The organism is Lentzea sp. NPDC005914 (assembly GCF_040629405.1).
Taxonomy (GTDB): Bacteria; Actinomycetota; Actinomycetes; order Mycobacteriales; family Pseudonocardiaceae; genus Lentzea.
The window spans coordinates 153158-173997 of record NZ_JBEXVQ010000004.1; the positions used below are offsets into that span (position 1 = coordinate 153158).

Annotated in this window: 21 protein-coding genes; 15 read left to right on the forward strand and 6 right to left on the reverse strand. The window is 69.4% G+C overall.

Annotated elements, in window-relative coordinates; all coding sequences use genetic code 11:
* Positions 1–6: 6 nt before the first annotated feature.
* Positions 7–879, reverse strand: coding sequence for an alpha/beta hydrolase (locus ABZ345_RS07920; protein WP_359844139.1), 873 nt, complete (start codon positions 877–879; stop codon positions 7–9).
* Positions 880–929: 50 nt separating this feature from the next.
* Here ABZ345_RS07920 and ABZ345_RS07925 point away from each other — a divergent pair, with 50 nt between their 5' ends.
* Positions 930–2591, forward strand: a complete 1662-nt coding sequence (locus ABZ345_RS07925) for a BTAD domain-containing putative transcriptional regulator (RefSeq protein WP_359844141.1) — start codon at positions 930–932, stop codon at positions 2589–2591.
* Here ABZ345_RS07925 and ABZ345_RS07930 read toward each other — a convergent pair.
* Positions 2588–3040 carry a hypothetical protein gene (locus ABZ345_RS07930; protein ID WP_359844143.1) on the reverse strand — a complete coding sequence of 151 codons (453 nt, stop codon included), beginning with the start codon at positions 3038–3040 and terminating at the stop codon, positions 2588–2590. The two genes, ABZ345_RS07925 and ABZ345_RS07930, sit on opposite strands and share 4 nt — an antisense overlap.
* A gap of 23 nt (positions 3041–3063) precedes the next feature.
* The gene (locus ABZ345_RS07935) at positions 3064–4497 is read right to left on the reverse strand and encodes a helix-turn-helix transcriptional regulator (RefSeq protein ID WP_359844145.1); all 1434 of its coding nucleotides are present in this window, start codon (positions 4495–4497) and stop codon (positions 3064–3066) included.
* A 382-nt stretch (positions 4498–4879) separates the two neighbouring features.
* Between ABZ345_RS07935 and ABZ345_RS07940 the strand changes: the two genes are divergently transcribed.
* The 5 genes from ABZ345_RS07940 to ABZ345_RS07960 all read left to right on the forward strand — a co-directional run bounded on the left by ABZ345_RS07940 (position 4880) and on the right by ABZ345_RS07960 (position 9133).
* Positions 4880–5374, forward strand: coding sequence for a hypothetical protein (locus tag ABZ345_RS07940; protein WP_045316946.1), 495 nt, complete (start codon positions 4880–4882; stop codon positions 5372–5374).
* Between the two features lie 174 nt (positions 5375–5548).
* A complete protein-coding gene (locus tag ABZ345_RS07945; protein WP_359844468.1) occupies positions 5549–5788 on the forward strand; it encodes a Rieske (2Fe-2S) protein in 240 nt (79 codons plus the stop codon).
* 106 nt (positions 5789–5894) lie between these two features.
* Positions 5895–6344 carry a Rieske (2Fe-2S) protein gene (locus ABZ345_RS07950; RefSeq protein WP_359844146.1) on the forward strand — a complete coding sequence of 150 codons (450 nt, stop codon included), beginning with the start codon at positions 5895–5897 and terminating at the stop codon, positions 6342–6344.
* Between the two features lie 42 nt (positions 6345–6386).
* Positions 6387–8546 carry an excinuclease ABC subunit UvrC gene (uvrC, locus tag ABZ345_RS07955; protein WP_359844148.1) on the forward strand — a complete coding sequence of 720 codons (2160 nt, stop codon included), beginning with the start codon at positions 6387–6389 and terminating at the stop codon, positions 8544–8546.
* Positions 8543–9133 (forward strand): HD domain-containing protein, encoded by a 591-nt coding sequence (locus ABZ345_RS07960; RefSeq protein ID WP_359844150.1) that lies wholly within the window; start codon positions 8543–8545, stop codon positions 9131–9133. The genes uvrC and ABZ345_RS07960 overlap by 4 nt, the downstream gene beginning before the upstream one ends.
* On the opposite strand, the gene ABZ345_RS07965 is transcribed toward ABZ345_RS07960, so the two are convergent.
* Entirely contained in the window at positions 9123–9350 is a 228-nt protein-coding gene (locus ABZ345_RS07965; protein ID WP_359844152.1) for a hypothetical protein, read from the reverse strand. The genes ABZ345_RS07960 and ABZ345_RS07965 overlap by 11 nt on opposite strands.
* Positions 9351–10034: 684 nt before the next feature.
* On the opposite strand from ABZ345_RS07965, the gene rapZ reads away from it, so the two are divergent.
* From rapZ to whiA, 3 genes are read left to right on the forward strand one after another with little or no spacing between them, the layout of a single operon-like run.
* On the forward strand, positions 10035–10913 hold the full coding sequence (gene rapZ, locus ABZ345_RS07970) for an RNase adapter RapZ (RefSeq protein ID WP_359844154.1): 879 nt from the start codon (positions 10035–10037) through the stop codon (positions 10911–10913).
* A 5-nt stretch (positions 10914–10918) separates the two neighbouring features.
* Entirely contained in the window at positions 10919–11887 is a 969-nt protein-coding gene (gene yvcK / locus ABZ345_RS07975) for a uridine diphosphate-N-acetylglucosamine-binding protein YvcK (RefSeq protein WP_359844470.1), read from the forward strand.
* Complete coding sequence (gene whiA, locus ABZ345_RS07980) at positions 11878–12864, forward strand: DNA-binding protein WhiA (protein WP_355297454.1); 987 nt, start codon at positions 11878–11880, stop codon at positions 12862–12864. The genes yvcK and whiA overlap by 10 nt, the downstream gene beginning before the upstream one ends.
* A 9-nt stretch (positions 12865–12873) precedes the next feature.
* Here the strand turns inward: whiA and ABZ345_RS07985 are convergent, their stop codons facing one another.
* Positions 12874–15228 (reverse strand): LuxR C-terminal-related transcriptional regulator, encoded by a 2355-nt coding sequence (locus ABZ345_RS07985; RefSeq protein ID WP_359844156.1) that lies wholly within the window; start codon positions 15226–15228, stop codon positions 12874–12876.
* A gap of 124 nt (positions 15229–15352) precedes the next feature.
* Between ABZ345_RS07985 and ABZ345_RS07990 the strand changes: the two genes are divergently transcribed.
* From ABZ345_RS07990 to ABZ345_RS08015, 6 genes are all read left to right on the forward strand, one after another.
* Positions 15353–15562 carry a hypothetical protein gene (locus ABZ345_RS07990; protein ID WP_359844158.1) on the forward strand — a complete coding sequence of 70 codons (210 nt, stop codon included), beginning with the start codon at positions 15353–15355 and terminating at the stop codon, positions 15560–15562.
* Positions 15563–15676: 114 nt separating this feature from the next.
* A complete protein-coding gene (gene gap / locus ABZ345_RS07995) occupies positions 15677–16681 on the forward strand; it encodes a type I glyceraldehyde-3-phosphate dehydrogenase (protein WP_045316964.1) in 1005 nt (334 codons plus the stop codon).
* Between the two features lie 11 nt (positions 16682–16692).
* Complete coding sequence (locus ABZ345_RS08000) at positions 16693–17886, forward strand: phosphoglycerate kinase (protein ID WP_359844161.1); 1194 nt, start codon at positions 16693–16695, stop codon at positions 17884–17886.
* Complete coding sequence (gene tpiA, locus ABZ345_RS08005; RefSeq protein ID WP_359844163.1) at positions 17886–18674, forward strand: triose-phosphate isomerase; 789 nt, start codon at positions 17886–17888, stop codon at positions 18672–18674. The genes ABZ345_RS08000 and tpiA overlap by 1 nt, the downstream gene beginning before the upstream one ends.
* 95 nt (positions 18675–18769) lie before the next feature.
* Complete coding sequence (gene secG / locus ABZ345_RS08010) at positions 18770–19012, forward strand: preprotein translocase subunit SecG (protein WP_359844165.1); 243 nt, start codon at positions 18770–18772, stop codon at positions 19010–19012.
* A gap of 66 nt (positions 19013–19078) precedes the next feature.
* The gene (locus ABZ345_RS08015; RefSeq protein WP_030478110.1) at positions 19079–19423 is read left to right on the forward strand and encodes an RNA polymerase-binding protein RbpA; all 345 of its coding nucleotides are present in this window, start codon (positions 19079–19081) and stop codon (positions 19421–19423) included.
* 479 nt (positions 19424–19902) lie between these two features.
* Here the strand turns inward: ABZ345_RS08015 and ABZ345_RS08020 are convergent, their stop codons facing one another.
* Complete coding sequence (locus ABZ345_RS08020) at positions 19903–20775, reverse strand: hypothetical protein (protein WP_359844167.1); 873 nt, start codon at positions 20773–20775, stop codon at positions 19903–19905.
* Positions 20776–20840: the final 65 nt, after the last annotated feature.

Here is a 20840-nt window from a genome sequence, read left to right on the forward strand (position 1 = left end):
TCGTGATCAACGTGCCCCGTGGGCCGCCAGACCTGTCGCCTGAGTTGGTCCGGTTGCCGACGAACTTCCCTCAACCGGACCAACGAGGTCTCGAATGAGTGACACCACCTCATCCGGTGCGTCCTCGGCCATGAAGTGGCCCGACTTGGTCGTGGTGTACCGCAGGTCGGTGACCCACTTGCGCCAGAGTTCGGTGGGGTCGAAGCCGAGCTGGCTGCCCCAGTCCTGCTGCATCACGGCGACGGGCATGGTGAGCTTCCGGCCGGCTTCCAGATCGGCGCGGTCGTGCTCGACGTCGATGGTGGCGAGAGCGCGGAAGTCCTCGATGATCGACGGGATCGCGTTTCGCGCGGCTTCGAGGTACTCGGCCCTGATGTCCTCGGGGAAGGGATTCTTGGACCACACGTCCAGGAAGTGGCCGAAGAACGCGTCGGAGCTGTTGGTGATGAGCTGTTCGGGCAGATCACTCGGCTGGGCGAGGAGGTACAGGTGGAAGGCCACCGCCGCCTCGCGTCCGTGCAGCACGTCCCAGGTGTCCAGGGCCGGGACGCTGTCGAGCAGACCGAGGTGACTGATCCGGTCCGGGTGGTCGAGGGCGGCGCGGAACGCCACGTGCACGCCCCGGTCGTGGCCGATCAGCGCGAACGTGCCGAGGCCGAGCTCGTCGGCCAGGTCGATGACGTCCTGGGCCATCGTGCGCTTGTCGTAACCGGTTTTCGGCTTGCCGCTGGCGCCGCAGCCGCGCAGGTCGGGGCAGATGACCGTGTGGTGCTCGGCGAGCTTCGGAGCGACGTGGCGCCACATCAGGTGGGTCTGCGGGAAGCCGTGCAGCAGGACGATCGGGGAGCCTTCGCCGGTGATTTCCGTGTGGAGCTTCATGTGGCCCAGCATCGGGCGGGCTGATCAGCAGGGGATTAGCATCCACGTTCGTGCAGATCAGAGTGCTTGGGCCGGTTGCGGTCGTCGGCACCGATGGTCGTCCTGTCGCCGTTGGCAGCAAACGTCGTCGTGAGCTGCTCGGTCGTCTCGTGGCCGCTGGTGGACGGGTGGTGTCGCTTGAAGCGTTGATCGACGATCTCTGGGAGGACCCGCCCGCTGGAGCCGTTGGGGCGTTGCGGACGTTCGTGTCAGAGCTGCGTGCCGCGCTGGGGCCTGACGCGATCGCGACGGTCGGCCGTGGCTATGCGCTGCGGGTGTCCGACGTCGACGTCTGGAGGTTCGAGGAGTCGCCTTCGTCGGTCGCCTGGGGTGAGCCCTACGCCGATCTCGATCCGTCGCCGTGGGTGCTGCAGGAGCGCGCTCGGCTGTTGGAGCTGCGTGCGCGCGCCTTGCTCGATGAGGGCCGTGGGGCGTCCTTGGTCGGGGAGTTGGCCGTGTTCGCTTCCGCGCACCCGTGGCGGGAGAAGGCTCAGGTGTTGCTCGCGCACGCGCTGTTCCAGGACGGGCGGCAGGTCGAGGCGTTGAGCCTGCTGCGTGAGGCCCGTGGCCGCCTCGGTCGTCTCGGGCTGGACGCTGTGCCTGAACTCGACCGCGCTGAGGCGGACATCCTTCGTCATGCCGTGACTCGGACCGGGTCGTACGCGGCGTTGCGGTCCGCTTCGGTCGTCGCGGGGGAGGCGGCGCTGACCGGCGGGGTGGCGCTGGCACAGGCGCAGCGGTTCGCGGCGGTGGCCGAGGCCGCGCGGCTGGGCGATCCGCTGCTGGTCGCTCGTGTGCTGACCGCCTACGACGTGCCCGCGAACTGGACCGTGAGCGATGACCCGGTCCAGGCCGCGGCGTTGGTCTCGGTGGGGCGGCGGGTGTTGGCGCGCCTCGAAGGGGCGTTGCGGGCGCGGGTGCTGGCCACTCTCGCGGTGGAGCATCGGGGCACGCGTGACGCCTGGGCTCTGGAGGCGGCGCTGGAGGCCGAGGAACTGGCTCGGTCGCTGGGTGATCCGGCTTTGCTCGTGGTGGCTCTGAACGCGCGGTTCATGCAGTCGTTCCAGCGGCCGGGGGCTTCTCCGGAACGGGCTCGCGTCGCCGCTGAGCTGATCGAGGTGTCCGCCCGGCACGACCTGCCCGCGTACGAGATCCTCGGTCACCTCGTGGCGCTGCAGGCCGGTGCGGCGGTGGGGGATTTCGAGCGGGCGGAGCGGCACGTCCTGGCGGCCGAACAGCTGGCCGAGATCCACGAGGCACCGCTGGTACGCGTGTTCACGAACGGGTTCCGGGTCATGCGCGCACCGGATGAAGCCGGATACCGCGCGTTGGACCTGTCATCCATGCCGGGTGTGGAGGCCGGGTTCCTGCCGCTGGCGCTGCTGTCGACGGGGCTGCCGGTCGACGGTTCGCTGGACTGGGGGCCGTATAGGCCTTGGGGATTGCCGCTGATCCATCTTGCGGATGGTGACGTCGCCGCGGCTCGTCGTGCTGCTGCGCACCTGCCCACGCCGCGTGCCGACCACTTCTACGAGGTGCTGTGGTGGATCACCGCACGCATCGCCGCGTTGCTCGACGACGACGTGCTCGCCGAGACCGCACGCGAGGCGCTCGAACCAGCCCGGGGCGAGATCATCGGCGGCACCACGGCGATGCTCTCGTTCGGTCTTTAGGACTTGCGGCGCGCCTCCGCGGGCCACACGACCTCGATCGGCACCCCGGAAGCCCGCGCCTGCTCGACGGTGTCCGCGGTCCCGCCCCTGCCCTGCTGCGCCACCCCGTCCCACACCGCCACCAGCAGCTCGACGGACGCGAGGATGCGTTCGTTGGCGGCCACGTAGGCGAGCCTGTTGGACGTCATGTGCGGCAGCACGCTGACCACCGTGGCCGCCGCGCGCAGCTCGTCGTACTCGGCCACCTGGTGGGGCTTGAGCTTGTCCCGGTAGTCCAGCGCTGGCAGCACGACCTCGACCTGCCCGCCGAGGCCCAGCACGGCCCGCGCGAACACCTGGTCGGCGCCCGGCGCGAGGCACGTCACGCCGACCACGGGCTGCCCGAGCCGGGCCAGCACCTCGGCGATCGCGGCTTGCACGGCCGGGACGCACTCAGGCACCAGGTTCATGTGTCCGGTGATCCCGACCCGCATCAGGCCGTCCGGATCGCTCTGATCGCGTCGCGTGTCTCCTGAACGGCGCGGATGTGGCGGTGCGTGGCCGCCTCCTTCGCGAAGTCCTCCAGCTTGCGCAACACGCGCCCCGAGGAGAGCTTCGCCGCCGTCGGCAGAACCTCGTTGATCAACCCGCACGCCGCCTCCGGGTCTCCCGCGACCATCTTGGTGCGCGCCAGTCCGATCACGTCGAACGCGCGGTTGCGCACCTTCGACGGGTCTCGCAGCTCCAGTGCCCGCCGGATGTGCTGCTCGGCGAACACGGCCTGAGCCGGGTCGTGCATGGCGAGGTCGCGGCACCGCGCCCCGATCACGCCCTCCAGCTCGGCCTCGTCGAAGCTGTGCAGGTAGCGCGGTTCGTTGTCCGCGTCACGCTGCGCGAAGCTGTCCTGCGCGAGGCCCACGGCCTGGTGGAACTCGCGTGTCTTGCCCATCTGCGCATACGCCCACGCCTCACGCGTGAGGAGCAGCGCTTTCAACGTCGGCGTGCCCGTGCGGCGCGTGCCGTACTGGCCGAGCTGCACCAGCTCGAGCCCGTCCTCGGGCCTGCCGAGGTCGAACATCTGCCGCGCCATCGCCGCGAGGCACAGGGCCGCGAAGCCGTCGTTGTGGCCCGCCTTCGCCATCCGGACGGCCAGCACGTAGTAGCGCTGGGCCGCGTTGTGCAGCCCCGCGTCGAACGACATGCTCGCCGCCACCTTCGACAGCTCGGCGCCGATGAAGAACGCCCGTTCCGTCGTCGGGCCCGCAGGCGCGCGCTGCAGCCGTTCGGCCAGCTCGTCGAGCTGGCCCAGCACGGCCTTGCGCGCCAGTCCGTACCCGCCGCGCCCGCCCCAGCCGCGCAGCTCGTTCGCCACGCGCTGCAGGGCCAGCAGCTCCTCCTCGCTGATCGCCGAGTGCGACGACCACTTCGACAGGTTCTGCAGGGGGTGCAACCACCGCTGCAGCGGCTCGACCAGTGCGGATCCCACCGTCACCGCGGCGGCTCCGGTGAGCGCCGCTCGTCTGCTGATCGCCAAGTCGCTCCTCGCCGTCTCCTCGACCGAACGGGCAATGCTCGTCGCCTCCCAGGGGGCGGCGAGCACATCTGGCGGGCCAACTTCGGGGGAGCCCACCTGAGCTGGGATGACGACTCGGTCGAACCACAGTCGTTCGCCCGGTACACCGAGCACGAGCGCGAAGTGGCGCAGCCGGTCGAGCCGGTCGATCTGGTTCTCGCCGGACTCGTAACGCGAGAGCTGCGCCTGGCTGATGCCGAGCCAGCCCGCCATGCGGTCCTGGCTGACCCGGCTGAGATGCTGCGGGTGGTGCCGGTACGCGGAGATCAGCGCACCCATGTCGCGGTCGGCGCACGCGGCCGTGATCGCGGGATGGTCCCAGAAGTCATCCGGGACGGCAGGGGGTCCGTGCACGTCGGAACGAGCGTTGCGGCGGCACCGGTGACACAGCCGATCGGTGTTGTCGGCGGCGATGAACGCTCCACACGGGCAAGCGCGCCTGGATTTGGGTCTCGCGGTATCCATCGGCATCGCCCCCGTCACTGAGCGTTTCCCAAGTGTACGGAGACGTGATCGTCAGTCCATCCATCTCATGCATAAGACGTAATGGATTCGCGTGTCGCAGTTCCGGTACCCCCGCCTGGCGGATGACCTTCATACGTCCGCTGCATGAAGCCCATGCAACGGCCGAGTGGTGCGGGCGCAAACGGCGAAGCACTCTGCACATCGTCAGGTCGCGGGCCGATCCCCGCGGTTTTGGCAGTGCCTGACCCACGAACGGGGAGGACGACCGCCGATGAGCCTCACGACCGCGGAGACCGGTACCGGGAGTGCCGGGATCCCTCAGAACAGGGGACACGATCGGGCGATCGGCGAGGCCGTCGCCGGCTACCGCCTACTCGGCTGGCAGGTGAACGTCACCGAGCAGGGAGTGTTCCTCCCTCTCGGGCCCGCCACCACAGCCCTCGCCATGCCGGCGCGCATCGGGTCGCGCGTGCTGGCCGACCTCAAGTCGCGCATGCTCGCCGGGCCCGTCACCGTCATCCCCGGCCCCCGCGAGCACTGGATCTTCCTGGCCGAGCTGGTGGCGTTGCTCCCGACGCACCTCAAGGCGCCGCCCGAGGTCCAGTTCGTGCGATCCCCGCACCGGATCGCGCTGCCACCCACGATGACCAGGTACGGATCGCTGCGGTGGGCCAACCCGCCGTCGCACTCGCGGCACTGGTTCCCGCCGTTCACCGCCGTGCTCGCACTGGCCCGGACGGCTGCCGCGGAGGACCAGCGCCGATAATCGGTGCTCGTGTCTCTGGATCGACGTTCAGCGTTGTTGTTGTGCGGGCTCGCTGCCTTGAGCGCTTGTGGCGAGCCTGCTCCTCGCAAGACGGGCGGTGTCGGCACCGCCCGGCCAGGGGACCGCGTGGGTGCCGCTTCGGCCGTCCCCGTCGGTGGTGGCGTGCTGGTGGACATGCCCGGCAACGCCCAGCTTCTGGTCGTGCAGCCTCGATCAGGTGAATTCCGCGCGTTCAACCCCTCCTGCCCCCACGTGGGCTCACTGGTCAACCCTCCCGCCGGTGGTGTCATCACCTGCCCGCTGCATGGGAGCGCTTTCGACCCTTCGACGGGCGCGGTCCGCAAAGGACCTGCGACTTCGGGGTTGAAAGAGGTTCCTGTCGCTCTTTCGGGTGAGGATTTGGTGTTGTCCTGAGACCTGTGAGGTTGCTGTGCATTGGGCCTCGGACTGAACTCTCGCTGACCGTTTCGCGTAATGCTGTGGTGTGACCCCGGACACCCACCACCACGGAGGAACGGTCGTGAACACCGAAAGCCCGGTCAGCAGGCGGACGGCGCTGTGCGGAATCGTTGTCGCACTTGCCGTGCCCAGCGGGTTCGTGACCGCTTGCAGCAGCTCCTCGGGTTCTGCTCCTGCTTCTGGCACAACTCCCACCGGATCCACGGGGAAGCCCGGGACCACCCTGGTGGCCCTGGCCGACGTGCCGGAAGGCGGCGGCGCGCTCGTCGACGGGCCTGGTGGCAAGAAGATCGTCGTCGCGCGGATCTCGGCTTCCGAGGTGAAGGCGTACGACGCGACTTGCACGCACCAGGGTTCGACGGTGGCCGAGCCTTCCGACGGAACCATCACGTGTCCTTCGCACGGCAGCCAGTTCTCGTCGGCCGACGGCAAGGTGAAGAAGGGACCCGCGACCACCGGTCTGCGCGCTGTGGCCGTTCGCGTGGACGGCGACCAGGTGGTGCTCGCGTGACCCTTTCTGTTTTTGTCAGACCCCGTCGTTAGTCTTGACGGCGTGGCAGATCCCTCGACGTACCGCCCCGCAGTGGGCACGATTCCTGAGGCTCCCGGCGTCTACAAGTTCCGCGACGCCGGTGGCCGGGTCGTGTACGTCGGCAAGGCGAAGAGCTTGCGCAGCAGGCTGAACTCGTACTTCGCCGATCTGGCGGGTCTGCACCCGCGCACCCGCCAGATGGTGACGACGGCGGCCTCCGTCGAGTGGACGGTCGTCACCACCGAGGTCGAGGCGCTGCAGCTCGAGTACAACTGGATCAAGGAGTTCGACCCGCGGTTCAACGTCCGCTACCGCGACGACAAGTCGTATCCGGTGCTGGCCGTGACGCTTTTCGAGGACTACCCGCGGCTGCACGTGTACCGCGGCCCGCGCAAGAAGGGCGTGCGCTACTTCGGCCCGTTCGCACACGCCTGGGCCATCCGCGAGACGCTGGACCTGCTGCTGCGCGTGTTCCCGGCGCGCACCTGTTCGGCCGGTGTCTTCAAGCGGCACAACCAGATCGGGCGTCCCTGCCTGCTCGGGTACATCGACAAGTGCTCGGCGCCCTGTGTGGGCAAGGTTTCCGCCGACGAGCACCGCGCGATCGTCGAGGACTTCTGCGACTTCCTCGCGGGCAAGACGGACCACATGGTCCGCCGCCTGGAACGCGAGATGTCGGCCGCGTCCGACGCGCTGGAGTTCGAGCGCGCGGCCCGCCTGCGCGACGACCTGGGTGCTCTTCGCCGTGCCATGGAAAAGCAGGCGGTCGTTCTCGGCGACGGCACGGACGCCGACGTGATGGCGTTCGCCCAGGACGAGCTCGAGGTCTCGGTCCAGGTCTTCCACGTCCGCGGCGGCCGGGTGCGCGGCCAGCGCGGCTGGGTGCTGGACAAGGTCGAGGCGATCGACGACGCGGCCCTGGTCGACCAGTTCATCATGCAGTTCTACGGCGACAACACGGAAAGCACACCGCGCGAGGTCCTGGTCCCGGTGCTGCCGGACGACGCACCGGCCCTCGAAGATCTTTTGTCCGAACAGCGCGGCTCTCGCGTGGTCCTGCGCGTCCCGCAGCGCGGCGACAAGCGCGCGCTGATGGAAACGGTGGCCCGCAACGCTTCCGAAGCCTTCGCCCAACACAAACTGCGCCGCGCCGGCGACCTGACGGCCCGCTCGGCCGCCCTGCAGGAACTGCAGGACGCCCTGGCCCTGGACACAGCGCCTCTGCGCATCGAGTGCATCGACATCAGCCACGTCCAAGGCACCGACGTCGTGGCCTCCCTGGTCGTCTTCGAGGACGGCCTGGCCCGCAAGTCCGAGTACCGCCGCTTCGCCATCCGCGAAGCCGCCACCGAAGGCGACGTGGCCTCCATCGCCGAAGTAGTCCGCCGCCGCTTCCAGGCGATGCTGCGCGAAACCGCCTCCGGCGGCCCCAACCCGGGCATCGACCCGGACACCGGCAAGCCCCGCAAGTTCGCCTACCCGCCCAACCTCCTGGTGGTGGACGGCGCCGCCCCCCAAGCCGCCGCGGCAGCCGACGTCCTGGCCGAACTGGGCATCAACGACGTGGCGATAGTCGGTCTGGCCAAACGCCTGGAAGAGGTCTGGGTCCCCGGCGAGCCCGACCCGGTCATCCTGCCCCGCACGAGCGACGCCCTGTACCTGCTCCAACGAGTCCGCGACGAGGCCCACCGCTTCGCCATCGCCTACCACCGCCAAAAGCGCTCCAAGCGCATGATCGTCTCCGAACTCGACAACGTCCCGGGCCTGGGCGAAACCCGCAAAGCCGCCCTGCTCAAGCACTTCGGCTCGGTCCGCAAACTCCGTCAGGCCACAGTGGACGAAGTGAGCGAGGTCCCAGGCGTGGGCCGCCGCACGGCCGAGGCAGTAGTGGCCACCCTCGGCGGGGCTTCGCCCGCCTCGGCTTCGCCCGCCTCGGCTTCGCCCGCCTCGGCTTCGCCCGCCTCGGCTTCGCCCGCCTCGGCTTCGCCCGCCTCCGCTTCGCCCGCCTCCGCTTCGCCCGCCTCCGCCTCTCCCACTTCTGCCGCCTCCACGTCCGCCTCCGCCACCGCCTCCCCGACCCCCGCCACCGCCTCTTCGACCTCCGCCGCAGCTGCCTCCGCTTCGTCCACCGCGGCTTCGTCCCCCTCGGCTTCCGCTGCCTCCTCGGAGGCCAAGCCTTGACCCTCACGTCGCTCGCGCACCGGGCCCTGACCGAGGCCGCCGGCCTGCACCCGCTGCCTCCCAGCGCCGTGGCTCACCTGGCCGACCTGGCGGCCCCGCCCCGCCTGGTAGCGCACCTCCGCGCGGTGCACGACGTGGCCGGCCAGCTGTCCGACTGGCTGTCTCAGCACCACCCGGCCGTGCCCTTCGACTGCGCCGCCGTCCTGTTCGGCGCGGCCACCCACGACATCGGCAAGGTGCTGCACCCCACCGAGTTGTCCGCCCCAGGCTCCCTGCACGAGCCCGCGGGCCACGCGCTGCTGCTCTCCCGCGGCGTCCCGGAGCGCCTGGCCCGTTTCGCCCGCACCCACGCGTCGTGGACCGCCGCCGACGTGACACTCGAAGACCTGCTCGTCAGCCTCGCCGACAAGGTGTGGAAGGCCAAACGCGTCCCGGCCCTGGAGCAACTGGTGACCGCCCGCCTCGCCACCGCGGCCGACCAGGAGCCGTGGGAGGTCTTCATGGCCCTGGACGACGAGCTGGACCGCATCGCGTCCGGCGCCGACGCCAGGCTGGCCTACCAGTCGAGCTACCCGATCACGGCGTGACCGCAATGCTCCACCAGACCGCCCGCCGCGCCTGGATCGCTTCGCCGGTTCGAGCCTTCTTGCGCTCGGCCTTCTCGCCCTCAGCCTTCTCACGGCGCGGCTTCTCGCGCTCGGTCTTGTCGCGCTCGGCCTTCTCGCGTTCAGCCTTCTCGCGGCGCGGCTTTCGCTCGGCGCTTTCGCTGCGTGGCTTGCCGCTGCCAGCCTCCTTGTTCGGCACCTTCTCTCTGCGCGCCTCGCCGCTGCCACCCTTCGCCTCGCCGCGGCGTGGTTGCCAGGCCGAGTCGCGGTCCGCCTTGCTGGCGCGCGCCCACCCGCTCGCGCCTCTGCCCCGTCGCGCCCACCCGCTCGCGCCTCTGCCCGTCGTGCCGGTCCGCGCCTGCCCGTCCTGCCAGCCAGTGCCCGCCCGCTCGGACCCCGGTCCGTCTTGCCGGCCCGCGTCCGCCTATCCCGTTCGCCTTGCCGGCCAGCGCGCACCCGGTCCCACCCTGGTCCGTGTTGCCAGTCCGCGTCCGCCCGCTCCGTCCGCCCTTCAGATCCGCGTCCGCCCGCCCCTTCCTCCTGCGGGGAGGTGGACGACCATGGTTTCGGGACATCTACCAGACGACGGCAGGCGTGGAACCGGACAACGTTCACCCGACCGAGTGGCGAGGATCGCGGAGGCACGTAGCGTCTCAAGTGCCGAACCTGCCGCGCGAACACCGAGGAGCGGTGGAGACTCTCCGAAGGCGCGCCGGGTCGTGGCGCAGCCGCCAACACGCAGAGCACAGAGCCCACACCAGAGCTCAGAGCACAGAGCACACACATCAGAGCACGCCAGCACACGCCCGCCAGAGCCAGACCAGCACACGCCAGAGCACACACCAGAGCGTCGAGCTCATGAACAGGTAACGGAGTCGTAGTCGTGAACGCGGAGAAGTCCGGCATCGAAGTCGCCGTGGTGACCGGGCTGTCCGGTGCGGGCCGCAGCACCGCGGCCAAGTGCCTGGAGGACCTCGGCTGGTTCGTCGTGGACAACCTGCCCCCGGAACTCATCGCCACCATGGTCGAGCTCGGCGCGCAGGCGCGTGGGGCCATCACCAGGGTCGCTGTCGTCATGGACGTGCGCAGCCGTGCGTTCACCGAGGACCTGGCGTCGATCATCAAGGACCTCGACGCCCGCGGGTACAAGCCGCGCGTGCTGTTCCTCGAAGCCACCGACGACGTCCTCATCAGGAGGTTCGAGGCGGTGCGCCGCGGTCACCCGATGCAGGGGGACGGGCGGCTGCAGGACGGGATCGAGGCCGAGCGGATCTTGCTCACGCCGCTCAAGCAGGAAGCGGATCTGGTGCTCGACACCAGTGCGCTCAGCATTCACCAGCTCCGGGCCAAGATCGAGGACACGTTCGGCACCGAGGCGGCCAGCAGGACGCGGGTCACGGTGCTCAGCTTCGGGTACAAGTACGGGCTGCCGATGGACTCGGACCTGGTCATGGACGTGCGGTTTTTGCCCAACCCCTTCTGGATCCCGGAGTTGCGCGAGCAGACCGGGCTCGACGGCGAGGTGCGCAACTACGTGCTGTCGCAGGAAGGGGCCGAGGAGTTCCTCGACCGGTACCACGAGCTGCTGCGGCTCATCGGCGCCGGTTATCGCAGGGAGGGCAAGCGGTATCTGACGCTGGCTATCGGGTGCACGGGTGGCAAGCACCGCAGTGTCGCGCTCAGCGAAGAGCTCGCGGCGCGGCTGGCCAGTGAGGACGGCATGGCGGTCAAGGTCGTGCACAGGGATCTGGGACGCGAGTGACGAAGTTGAAGGCTGTTGCTCTGGGCGGCGGACACGGGCTGCACGCGACGTTGACGGCGCTGAAGAAGGTCACCGACGACGTGACGGCCGTGGTGACCGTGGCTGATGACGGGGGCTCGTCGGGGCGGCTGCGGCGTGAGATCACGGACCTGCTGCCGCCGGGGGATCTGCGCAAGGCCATGGCGGCGCTGGCCGGGGACGACGAGCAGAGCGTGCTCTGGACGTCGCTCTTCAAGCACCGGTTCGGGGGCACGGGGGCGCTGGCCGGTCACGCGGTCGGCAACCTGGTGCTCGCCGGGCTGCTCGAGCAGCTCGGCGACCCCGTGCGGGTCCTCGAGACCGCGGGAAGGCTCCTCGGGGTCAAAGGCCGGGTGCTGCCCATGTCGAACGAGCCGCTCGACATCGAGGCCGACGTCACCGGGCTGGACGAGGACGAGAACGACGTGCGGCGCATCCGGGGGCAGGTCGCCATCGCGACCACGCCGGGGCTCGTGCAGCGGATCCGGTTGACTGCCCCGAACGGGCGACCTGTCGGCTGTCCGGAGGCAGTACAGGCTGTACTTGGTGCCGATCTCGTGCTACTCGGCCCCGGATCGTGGTTCACCAGCGTGTTGCCGCATCTGCTGGTGCCCGAACTGCACGACGCGCTCACTCATACGCGCGCCAAGAAGGTCCTCGTGCTCAATCTTGTCCCCCAACCGGGGGAAACCGCCGGTTTCTCTCCGGAGCGCCATTTGGACGTAGTCTGCGAACACGCACCCGAGCTGAAGGTGGACGCGGTGATCGCCGACGTCGACTCGGTCCCCACCCCGGACCGGTTGACGCGAGCCGCTTCAGCGCTGGGCGCGCGAACGCATCTGGCCAAGATCGCCGCACCGGACGCTGCCGAGCGGCATGATCCGGAGGCACTGGCCGGTTGCCTGAGGCAGGTGGTCGATGAGACCGGAGTGGGAGGGACAAGCCCGTGGCGATGACGTCGGCGGTCAAGGACGAGCTGAGCAGGCTCGCGGTATCCAAGACCTGTTGCCGCCGCGCGGAGGTGTCCTCCCTGCTCAGGTTCGCCGGAGGCTTGCACATCGTGTCCGGCCGGGTGGTCGTCGAGGCCGAGCTGGACCTCGGAAGTGCCGCGCGCAGGCTCCTCAAGGAGATCCAGGCGCTGTACGGCCACCACGCCGAGGTGTTCACCATCCAGTCGAACGGACTGCGCAAGGGCACCCGGTACGTCGTGCGCGTGGTCAAGGACGGTGAGGGGCTCGCCCGTCAGACCGGCCTGCTCGACCCACGCGGCCGTCCGGTGCGCGGCCTGCCCGCGCCGGTCGTGTCGGGCGGTGTGTGCGACGCGGAAGCCGCGTGGCGCGGTGCGTTCCTCGCGCACGGCTCGCTGACCGAACCCGGCCGCAGCTCGTCGCTCGAGATCACCTGCCCCGGCCCCGAGGCCGCGCTGGCACTGGTCGGCGCGGCACGCCGGATGGGCATCTCGTCGAAGTCGCGCGAGGTCCGCGGAGCCGAGCGCGTGGTGATAAGGGACGGCGACGCGATCGGCGCGATGCTGACCAAGCTCGGCGCGCACGACAGCGTGCTGGCGTGGGAAGAGCGCCGCATGCGGCGTGAGGTCCGCGCCACGGCCAACCGGCTCGCGAACTTCGACGACGCGAACCTGCGCCGCTCGGCCCGCGCGGCCGTTGCCGCCGCGGCACGGGTCGCCCGCGCGCTCGAGATCCTCGGCCCGGAGGCGCCCGACCACCTGGCGGCCGCCGGTCAGCTCAGGCTCGCGCACCGCCAGGCGTCGCTGGAGGAGCTGGGCCAGCTGTCCGACCCGCAGATGACCAAGGACGCGGTCGCCGGCCGTATAAGGCGTCTTCTCGCCATGGCGGACAAGCGCGCCAAGGACCTGGGCATGCCGGACACCGAGTCCGCTGTCACGGCGGAGATGCTCGAAGCCGAAGTCTGACGCCCGGAACTAAGGCGTGTGACGCCCGGCCCACACGGCCAGCTGGGCTCGCGACCGCAGTCCCAGCTTGGTCCGGGCGTGCGTCACGTGCCGGGCAACGGTGTGGGGAGAGATCCCCAGCCGTTGCCCGATCTGGCGGTTGGTCAGCCCCTCCGCCACCAGCGTCGCCACGTGCAGCTCGCGCGCGGAGATCGTCCCGTCGTCGTCCTCGGCGACCGGCCGGGCGGTCATGGCGTAGGAAATGGCCTGGGGCAACGACATCCGCTCGCCGGTCGACTCGGCGGCGCGCAGCCGTCCCGCGGTGATGCGGCTGCGGCAGACGGACCGGGCCTCGTCCAGCAGCTCCTGCCAGTACGGCTCGGCGCGGAAGTCGTAGCGCGTCCGGACCACGGAAGCGGCTGTCATCAACGACAGAGCGCGCTCGTCGTCGGAACCCACGCCGACCAGCCCCAGCGCCAGGCCTTCGAGGTCGTAGAACTGGTCCATCGGATGCTCGGAGCCGACCTCGAGGCTCTCCCGGAACACCTCCACCGCCTCGGTGTAGCTCTTGCGCGCCAACGCGATGGCGCCCGCGGTGTGCAGCGCCGGGTTGAGCATGTGCGGCAGGCCCATGAGCCGGATCAACGTCAGCGCCTCGCGGACCAGCGGCGCGGCCAGGTCCGCCTCGCCGTGCTGCAGCAGCGTCCAGCCGTAGGAGTTCAGCAGGACGCCGCGGGCCAGCTTGTCGTCCGTGGACCGCAGCAGCGCCACGGCCTCGTCGTAGTACTGCCAGGCCAGGCCGGGATTGCCGGTGTGGGCCTCCGCCGACGCCAGCACCTCCAGCGCACGGGCCAACGTGCCGGGACGTGACGCGGCGGCGCGTTCGATGGCCAGGGACTCCTGGGCGAACGTGCGGGTCACGTGCCAGCCGCCGCGCACGCGGTGGTGCGTGGCCGCGAGGACGGTCAGCACGCTGCGGTACGACGCGGGCATCGGCTGGGTCAGAGCGTGGTGCAGGAGCTCGGTGGGGGCGCCGCGGGGGCCGCGCGGAGTGGAGGTCCAGGCCGTGGCGACGATCGTGAGGACGTGACGGGGCCAGTCACCCAACTCGGCGGTACGGGTCACGGCCAGTTCCAGCAGGCCGATGTTGCGGTCCAGTCGCAGCACGACGGACGGCGACGGCGCGAACGACGAGATCTCGGGCTCCACGACGGAGCACACCCAGTCGACCACGCGGTCTGCCACGAGAGAGACGTCGCCGCGCTCCACCGCACGTTCGCGGCAGTAGAGACGGATCGACTCCAGCTGACGGAACGTCGTGTGCCCTGAGGTGCGTTCGGCGACCAGCAGCGACTTCTGCTCGAGGCTGTTCAGCAGGTCCAACGCGTCCGGGACGTCGCAGATCGTGCTCGCCACACCCAGGTCGAACGGCACCCCGAGCACGGCCAGGCGACGGCAGGCGGCCTGTTCCGCGTCGGACAACAGGTCGTAACTCCAGCCGATCGCGGCGCGCAGCGTGCGGTGACGGTCGTCGGAGGCGCGAGGCCCTGCGGTCAGCAGCGCCAGCCGGTCACCGAGCCTCGCCAGGACGTCGGCGGGGGACAGGACGGTGATGCGGCGCGCGGCCAGTTCGATGGCCAGCGGCATCCCGTCGAGGGACCGGCACACGGCGACGATGTCGGCGACGTTCGAGGCGTCGATCTCGAATGAGCGGTCTACCGAGACGGCACGATCACCAAACAGCTGCACGGCGTCGTAACGCAGGGCCTCGGTGACGCCCGAACCGGCGGGCGGCAGGTCCAGTTCGCCGACCGCGAAAACCTGTTCGCCGGCCAGCCGCAGAGGCTCGCGGGAGGTCACCAGGACGCGCAGCCGGGGGCAGCACGCCAGGAGGTCGGACGCCACGTCGGCGACCTCGGCCAGCAGGTGCTCGCAGTTGTCCAGCACGAGCAGCGGACGCTTGTGCTGCTCGATCTCGGCGATCACGGCGTCGCGCACCGAGCGGTTCGGCAGCAGGAGCGCGCCGACCGCGTGGTAGATCGTCTGCACGACGCCGGACGCGGACGCGAGCGAGGTCCACCACGTCTGATCTGCGCGTTTGTTCACGTACTGGACGGCCAGCCTGGTCTTGCCCGCTCCCGCCGGGCCGACCAGCGACACCAGCCGGTGCTCCGGGGAGAGCCGGGCCAGCGCCGCCAGTTCCTCGCGGCGGCCCACGAAGGTGTCCAGCGGCGCGGGCAACGCCGAGTCATGCGGAGAGTCGTCCCGTGCCGAGCTGCGTTCGCGATACGCCCGTTGCCGGCACGCGTTCGAGCAGTAGCGTCGTCCGGTGGCCGTGTCGGTGAGCGGGTCCCCACATGTCACACAGGCGGCAATGGCCGTCATGAGAATTGACCGTACCGGCGCGTAACGGTCCGTAACACCCGCTGTTTCGGGGTATTGAAGGCTCCTTCAGAGCGTGGACATGATCCTGTCCGGTGCCGCCGCCACCGATTCAGGAGGTCCGGTAATGACCACGCAGATCCGACAGCCGAACACGTCGCTCGTGCCGCCGCAGGACCGCCAGGTGGTGGACGAGTGGCTCGCCCGGATCGCGGCCGTCGTCGGCAGGGACGCGAAGGAGAACAGTCCCGAGGCGTGCCGCACCGCCGCGGAGGCCGCGGAGGAGCTCAGCGCCTACCTCTGGATGCTCCGCGCCCTGCGCCGCCGAACGGCCTAATCAGGCGCTGTTTTTCTGGCTCGATCCAGAGATACTCACTATCCCTGTGACCAGCGGCGCAGTTCGGCAGATAGGCTGGGCTCGTTCCTGCCAGTCGAACGCAAGGAGTCCGTCGTGACGGTTCGTGTAGGTGTCAACGGTTTCGGTCGCATCGGGCGCAATTTCTTCCGCGCCGTGAGGGCTGGCGGCCACGACATCGAGATCGTCGCGTTCAACGACCTCGGTGACGTCGCCACCATGGCCCACCTGCTCAAGTACGACAGCATCCTCGGCCGTCTGGACGCTGACGTGCAGGTGACCGACGAGGGCATCTCCGTGGACGGCAAGGTCATCAAGGCCCTGGCCGAGCGCGACCCGGGCAAGCTGCCGTGGAAGGACCTCGGCGTGGACGTCGTCGTCGAGTCCACCGGCTTCTTCACCGACGCCACCAAGGCCCGCGCGCACGTCGACGAGGGTGGCGCCAAGAAGGTCATCATCTCCGCGCCGGCCAAGAACGAGGACCTCACCGTCGTCATCGGCGCGAACGAGGACAAGTTCGACGGCTCGCAGACGATCATCTCGAACGCCTCCTGCACCACGAACTGCCTCGCGCCGCTGGCCAAGGTGCTGCACGACAGCTTCGGCATCGAGCAGGGCCTCATGACCACGATCCACGCGTACACGCAGGACCAGAACCTGCAGGACGCGCCGCACAGCGACCTCCGCCGCGCCCGCGCCGCCGCGCTGAACATCGTCCCGACCTCCACGGGTGCCGCGAAGGCCATCGGCCTGGTGCTGCCGGAGCTCAAGGGCAAGCTCGACGGCTACGCGCTGCGCGTGCCGATCCCCACCGGCTCGGCCACCGACCTGACCGTCACGCTCAAGCGCGAGGTCACCGTCGACGAGGTCAACGCCGCGTACAAGGCCGCCGCCGAGGGCGCCCTGGCCGGCATCCTCAAGTACTCGACCGACCCGATCGTGTCGGCCGACATCGTCACCGACGCGCACTCGTGCATCTACGACGCGCCGCTGACCAAGGTCATCGGCAACCAGGTCAAGGTCGTCGGCTGGTACGACAACGAGTGGGGCTACTCCAACCGCCTCGCGGACCTGGTCAAGCTCGTCGCCTCGAAGATCTGAGCAGGTAGCACGTGAAGAACCTCAGCGACCTGCTCGCCGAGGGTGTCGCGGGTCGGCGCGTCCTGGTGCGCGCCGACCTGAACGTCCCCCTCGACGGAGACAAGATCACCGACGACGGCCGTGTGCGCGCGTCGGTGCCGACGATCAAGGCGCTCTCCGACGAGGGCGCCCGCGTGATCGTCACCGCTCACCTCGGCCGCCCCAAGGGCGAGCCGGACTCGAAGTTCTCGCTGGCCCCGGCCGCCGCTCGCCTCGGTGAGCTGCTCGGCTGCGAGGTCGCGCTGGCTTCCGACGTCGTCGGCGAGTCCGCGAAGTCCGTGGTCGAGGCGCTCACCGATGGTGGCGTCGTGATGCTGGAGAACGTCCGCTTCGACGCCCGCGAGACCTCGAAGGTCGACGCCGAGCGCGAGGCACTCGCCTCCGAGCTGGCCGCGTTCGCGGACGCGTTCGTGTCCGACGGTTTCGGTGTCGTGCACCGCAAGCAGGCCTCGGTCTACGACGTGGCGAAGAAGCTGCCCGCGTACGTCGGCGGTCTCGTCGAGGCCGAGCTGCGCGTGCTGCGCAAGCTCACCGACGACCTGGAGCGCCCGTACGTCGTGGTGCTGGGTGGCGCGAAGGTGTCCGACAAGCTCGGCGTCATCGCGAACCTGCTGACCAAGGTCGACCGGCTGCTCATCGGCGGCGGCATGGCGTACACGTTCCTCAAGGCCCAGGGCCACGAGGTCGGCGGCTCGCTGCTGCAGGAAGACCAGCTGGACACCGTCCGCGGCTTCCTCGCCGAGGCCGAGAAGCGCGGCGTCGAACTGGTGCTGCCCCTCGACGTGCTGGTGACCGACGAGTTCGGCAACCCCGAGCACGACGTCGTGGCCACCGACGCGATCCCCGCCGACAAGATGGGCCTGGACATCGGCCCGCAGTCGCGCGAGCTGTTCGCGTCGAAGCTCGCCGACGCCAAGACCGTGTTCTGGAACGGTCCGATGGGCGTCTTCGAGCAGGAGGCCTACGCCGGTGGCACCCGTGCCGTCGCGGAGGCCCTGGTGAAGTCCGACGCGTTCACCGTCGTCGGCGGTGGCGACTCCGCCGCGGCCGTTCGCGCGCTGGGTCTTCCCGAGGACGGCTTCTCGCACATCTCCACCGGTGGTGGCGCGTCTCTGGAGTTCCTGGAAGGCAAGGAACTCCCCGGCATCAGCGTTTTGGAGTCCTGATGGCAGCCCGGCTCCCGCTCATCGCGGGCAACTGGAAGATGAACCTCAACCACCTCGAAGCGATCGGCCTCGTGCAGAAGATCGCCTTCTCCCTGCCGGAGAAGTACTTCGCCAAGGTCGAGGTGGCCGTTCTCCCGCCGTTCGTCGACATCCGCAGCATCCAGACGCTGGTCGACGGCGACAAGCTGCTGCTGAAGTACGGCGCCCAGGACATCTCGCAGCACGAATCCGGCGCCTACACCGGCGAGGTCTCCGGCGCGATGCTCAAGAAGCTCGGCTGCCACTACGTGGTCGTCGGTCACTCCGAGCGCCGCGAGTACCACTGCGAGACCGACGCGATCGTCAACGCCAAGGTCAAGGCCGCGCTGAAGCACGAGGTCACGCCGATCTTCTGCTTCGGCGAGAAGCTCGACGTCCGCGAGGCCAAGGGGCACCTGGAACTGGTTCGCCAGCAGCTCGAGGACGGTCTCGCCGGTCTCAACGCCGAGCAGGTCGCCAAGATCGTGTTCGCGTACGAGCCGGTGTGGGCGATCGGCACGGGCCGCACGGCTTCTTCCGCCGACGCGCAGGAAGTGTGCTCGCTGGTCCGCTCGTTCGTGGCGGAGAAGTACGGCGAGGAGACGGCGGCTACTGTTCGCGTGCTTTACGGCGGTTCGGTGAAGTCGTCCAACATTGGTGAGCTCATCGCGCAGAAGGACATCGACGGCGCCCTTGTCGGCGGCGCGAGCCTTCAGGCGGACGAATTCACCAAGCTGTGTGCTCTGGCTGCCGGCGGGCCTCTACCCTAAGTTGATCTGAATCAAACGCACACCCCAAGTGGTTGCACACGTTCGGCAGTCGAACAGGTACTCTATGGCGTCGGCTGCCTGTCAGTGAGGAAGAAATGGTCCTGTTCCTGCAGATCCTGTTGATCGTCTCCAGCGTGCTGCTGGTGCTGCTCGTGCTGCTGCACCGTGGTCGTGGTGGCGGCCTTTCTTCGCTGTTCGGCGGCGGTATGCAGTCGACTTTGTCCGGTTCCTCCGTCGTGGAGAAGAACCTCGACCGCCTGACGCTGTTCGTCGGCGCGGTCTGGGTCATCGCCATCGTGGGCATCGGACTGCTGATCAAGCTGCCTCCGTCAGCCTGATCAACCGTTCAGCGGCAGAAGCCCTCAGGGGCTTGGGGTAACCACTTGGTGGGGGTGTAACGGTCGATGTCCGGTGGTAACGCGATTCGCGGTACCCGCGTCGGCGCAGGCCCGATGGGCGAATCGGAGCGCGGCGAGTCCGCGCCCCGTCGTCGGGTGTCGTACTGGTGCGCGAACGGTCACGAGTCCCGGCCGTCCTTCGCGGTCGAAGCGGAGGTGCCGGAGAGCTGGGACTGTCCGCGTTGCGGCCTGCCGGCAGGGCGGGACGAGCAGACGCCACCCGCGCCTCCGCGCAACGAGCCGTACAAGACGCACCTTGCGTATGTGAAGGAGCGGCGGTCTGACGCTGACGGGGAGGCGATCCTCGAGGAGGCTCTCGCCAAGCTGCGTCGTCAGCGTGAGGAGCCGTAGGTCTGGCTTTGGGAGAACAACGCGAAGGGCCCCCTCTGCGGAGAGGGGGCCCTTCGCGTTGTGTTGGGGTTGTGATCCGCGGCTTTGTGGGTGGGCGGCTTGCGTTGAGCGAGTCACGTTGCGTGCGATCCGCGACCGGGCGGGTGGTCACCTTGCGTTGGGCGAGTCGCGTTTTAGGGCGCGGGGCTCCGCCCCGAACCCCGCCAATCTGATCAAAGACCAGCCAGCGCCGCTTGCGGGTTGATGGCACGCCTGTTGCGTTCGGCGGCTGCCTGTTCCGTAGGTGGTGCGGTTCGGGTGGGGTGGTCCCATCACCAGCCGAGCCGGAGCGAGCCGCGCCAGGATCGGGTGTCAACCGGACGAAAAGCGTGTCCGGTTGACACCCGATCCTGGCGCGGCAAACGATCAGGCACGACTCGTGACGGGACCACCCCACCGGAACCGCACGGAAGGACGGCTCGGCTTCGCCTTCGCGGTTGCTAGCGGCGCAGGCCCGTGAACTGGCGGCGGAGCATTGCTGCGCCGATCAGGAGGAAGAACAGCAGCACCACGAGTGTGCTGGTTGAGCCGCCGGATGAGCTGGACAGGGTCACGTCTACGTTGCCGACTAGCGTGATGCCACATTCCGCGCGCACCTTGTGGCGGCCTGGTTCGATGTTCGCGAACTTCACCGGGGAGCGGAACTCGCCGTTGTCGTCCGCAGTGGTCTTGCCCACGTCCTGGCCCAGTGACTTCAGCGTCACGTCGGCGCCCTTGGGGCAGCCGGTGCCGGTTGCGGTCAGGTCCTCGCCGGGCTGGATGTTCTCCTTGTCGAGCACCAGGACGCCGTCGCCGGGGTTGGACGGCTCGCTGGAGGACGAGGACGGGGGCTCGGAGGACGACGAGGGCGTGTCCGTGGTCGTTGTGGTGGTCGCGGGGGTGGTGGTCGTGACGCCGGGTGGGCGCGTCACGGGGGGCTTGGTCACCGGTGGGTTCGTCACCGGAGGCTTGGTGACGGGTGGCTGGGTGGTCGGTGGCGGGGGCGTGGTGGTCGTCTGTGGGACCCGGACGGTGAACGTCGTGCCCGCTGGGCGCACGCCCTGGCACACCAGTTGGATTTCGACGCGGTGGGCGCCTGCTGCGGCGCTTGCCGGAACCGTTGCCGAACCGGAACCCGTCCCGCGACCACTTCCCTGGCCGCTGCCGACTACGGTCTTGCCGTCCCACAGGACGTTAGCCGCGTAAGTGGTGCAGTCGGGGTCGTAGAAGACTCCGGTCCACGCGACCTTGAAGGCCGATCCGGGGATGCCGGCGTTCGGATTCGCCGTGAGCGTCGGCGGCTGCTGGGCTGCTGCCGGTGTGGCGCTCAGCACCGTAACACCGGCTGCTACAGCCGCGAGTAAGCCTAAAGACCGCATTCCCTCTCCCCGGGATAGAA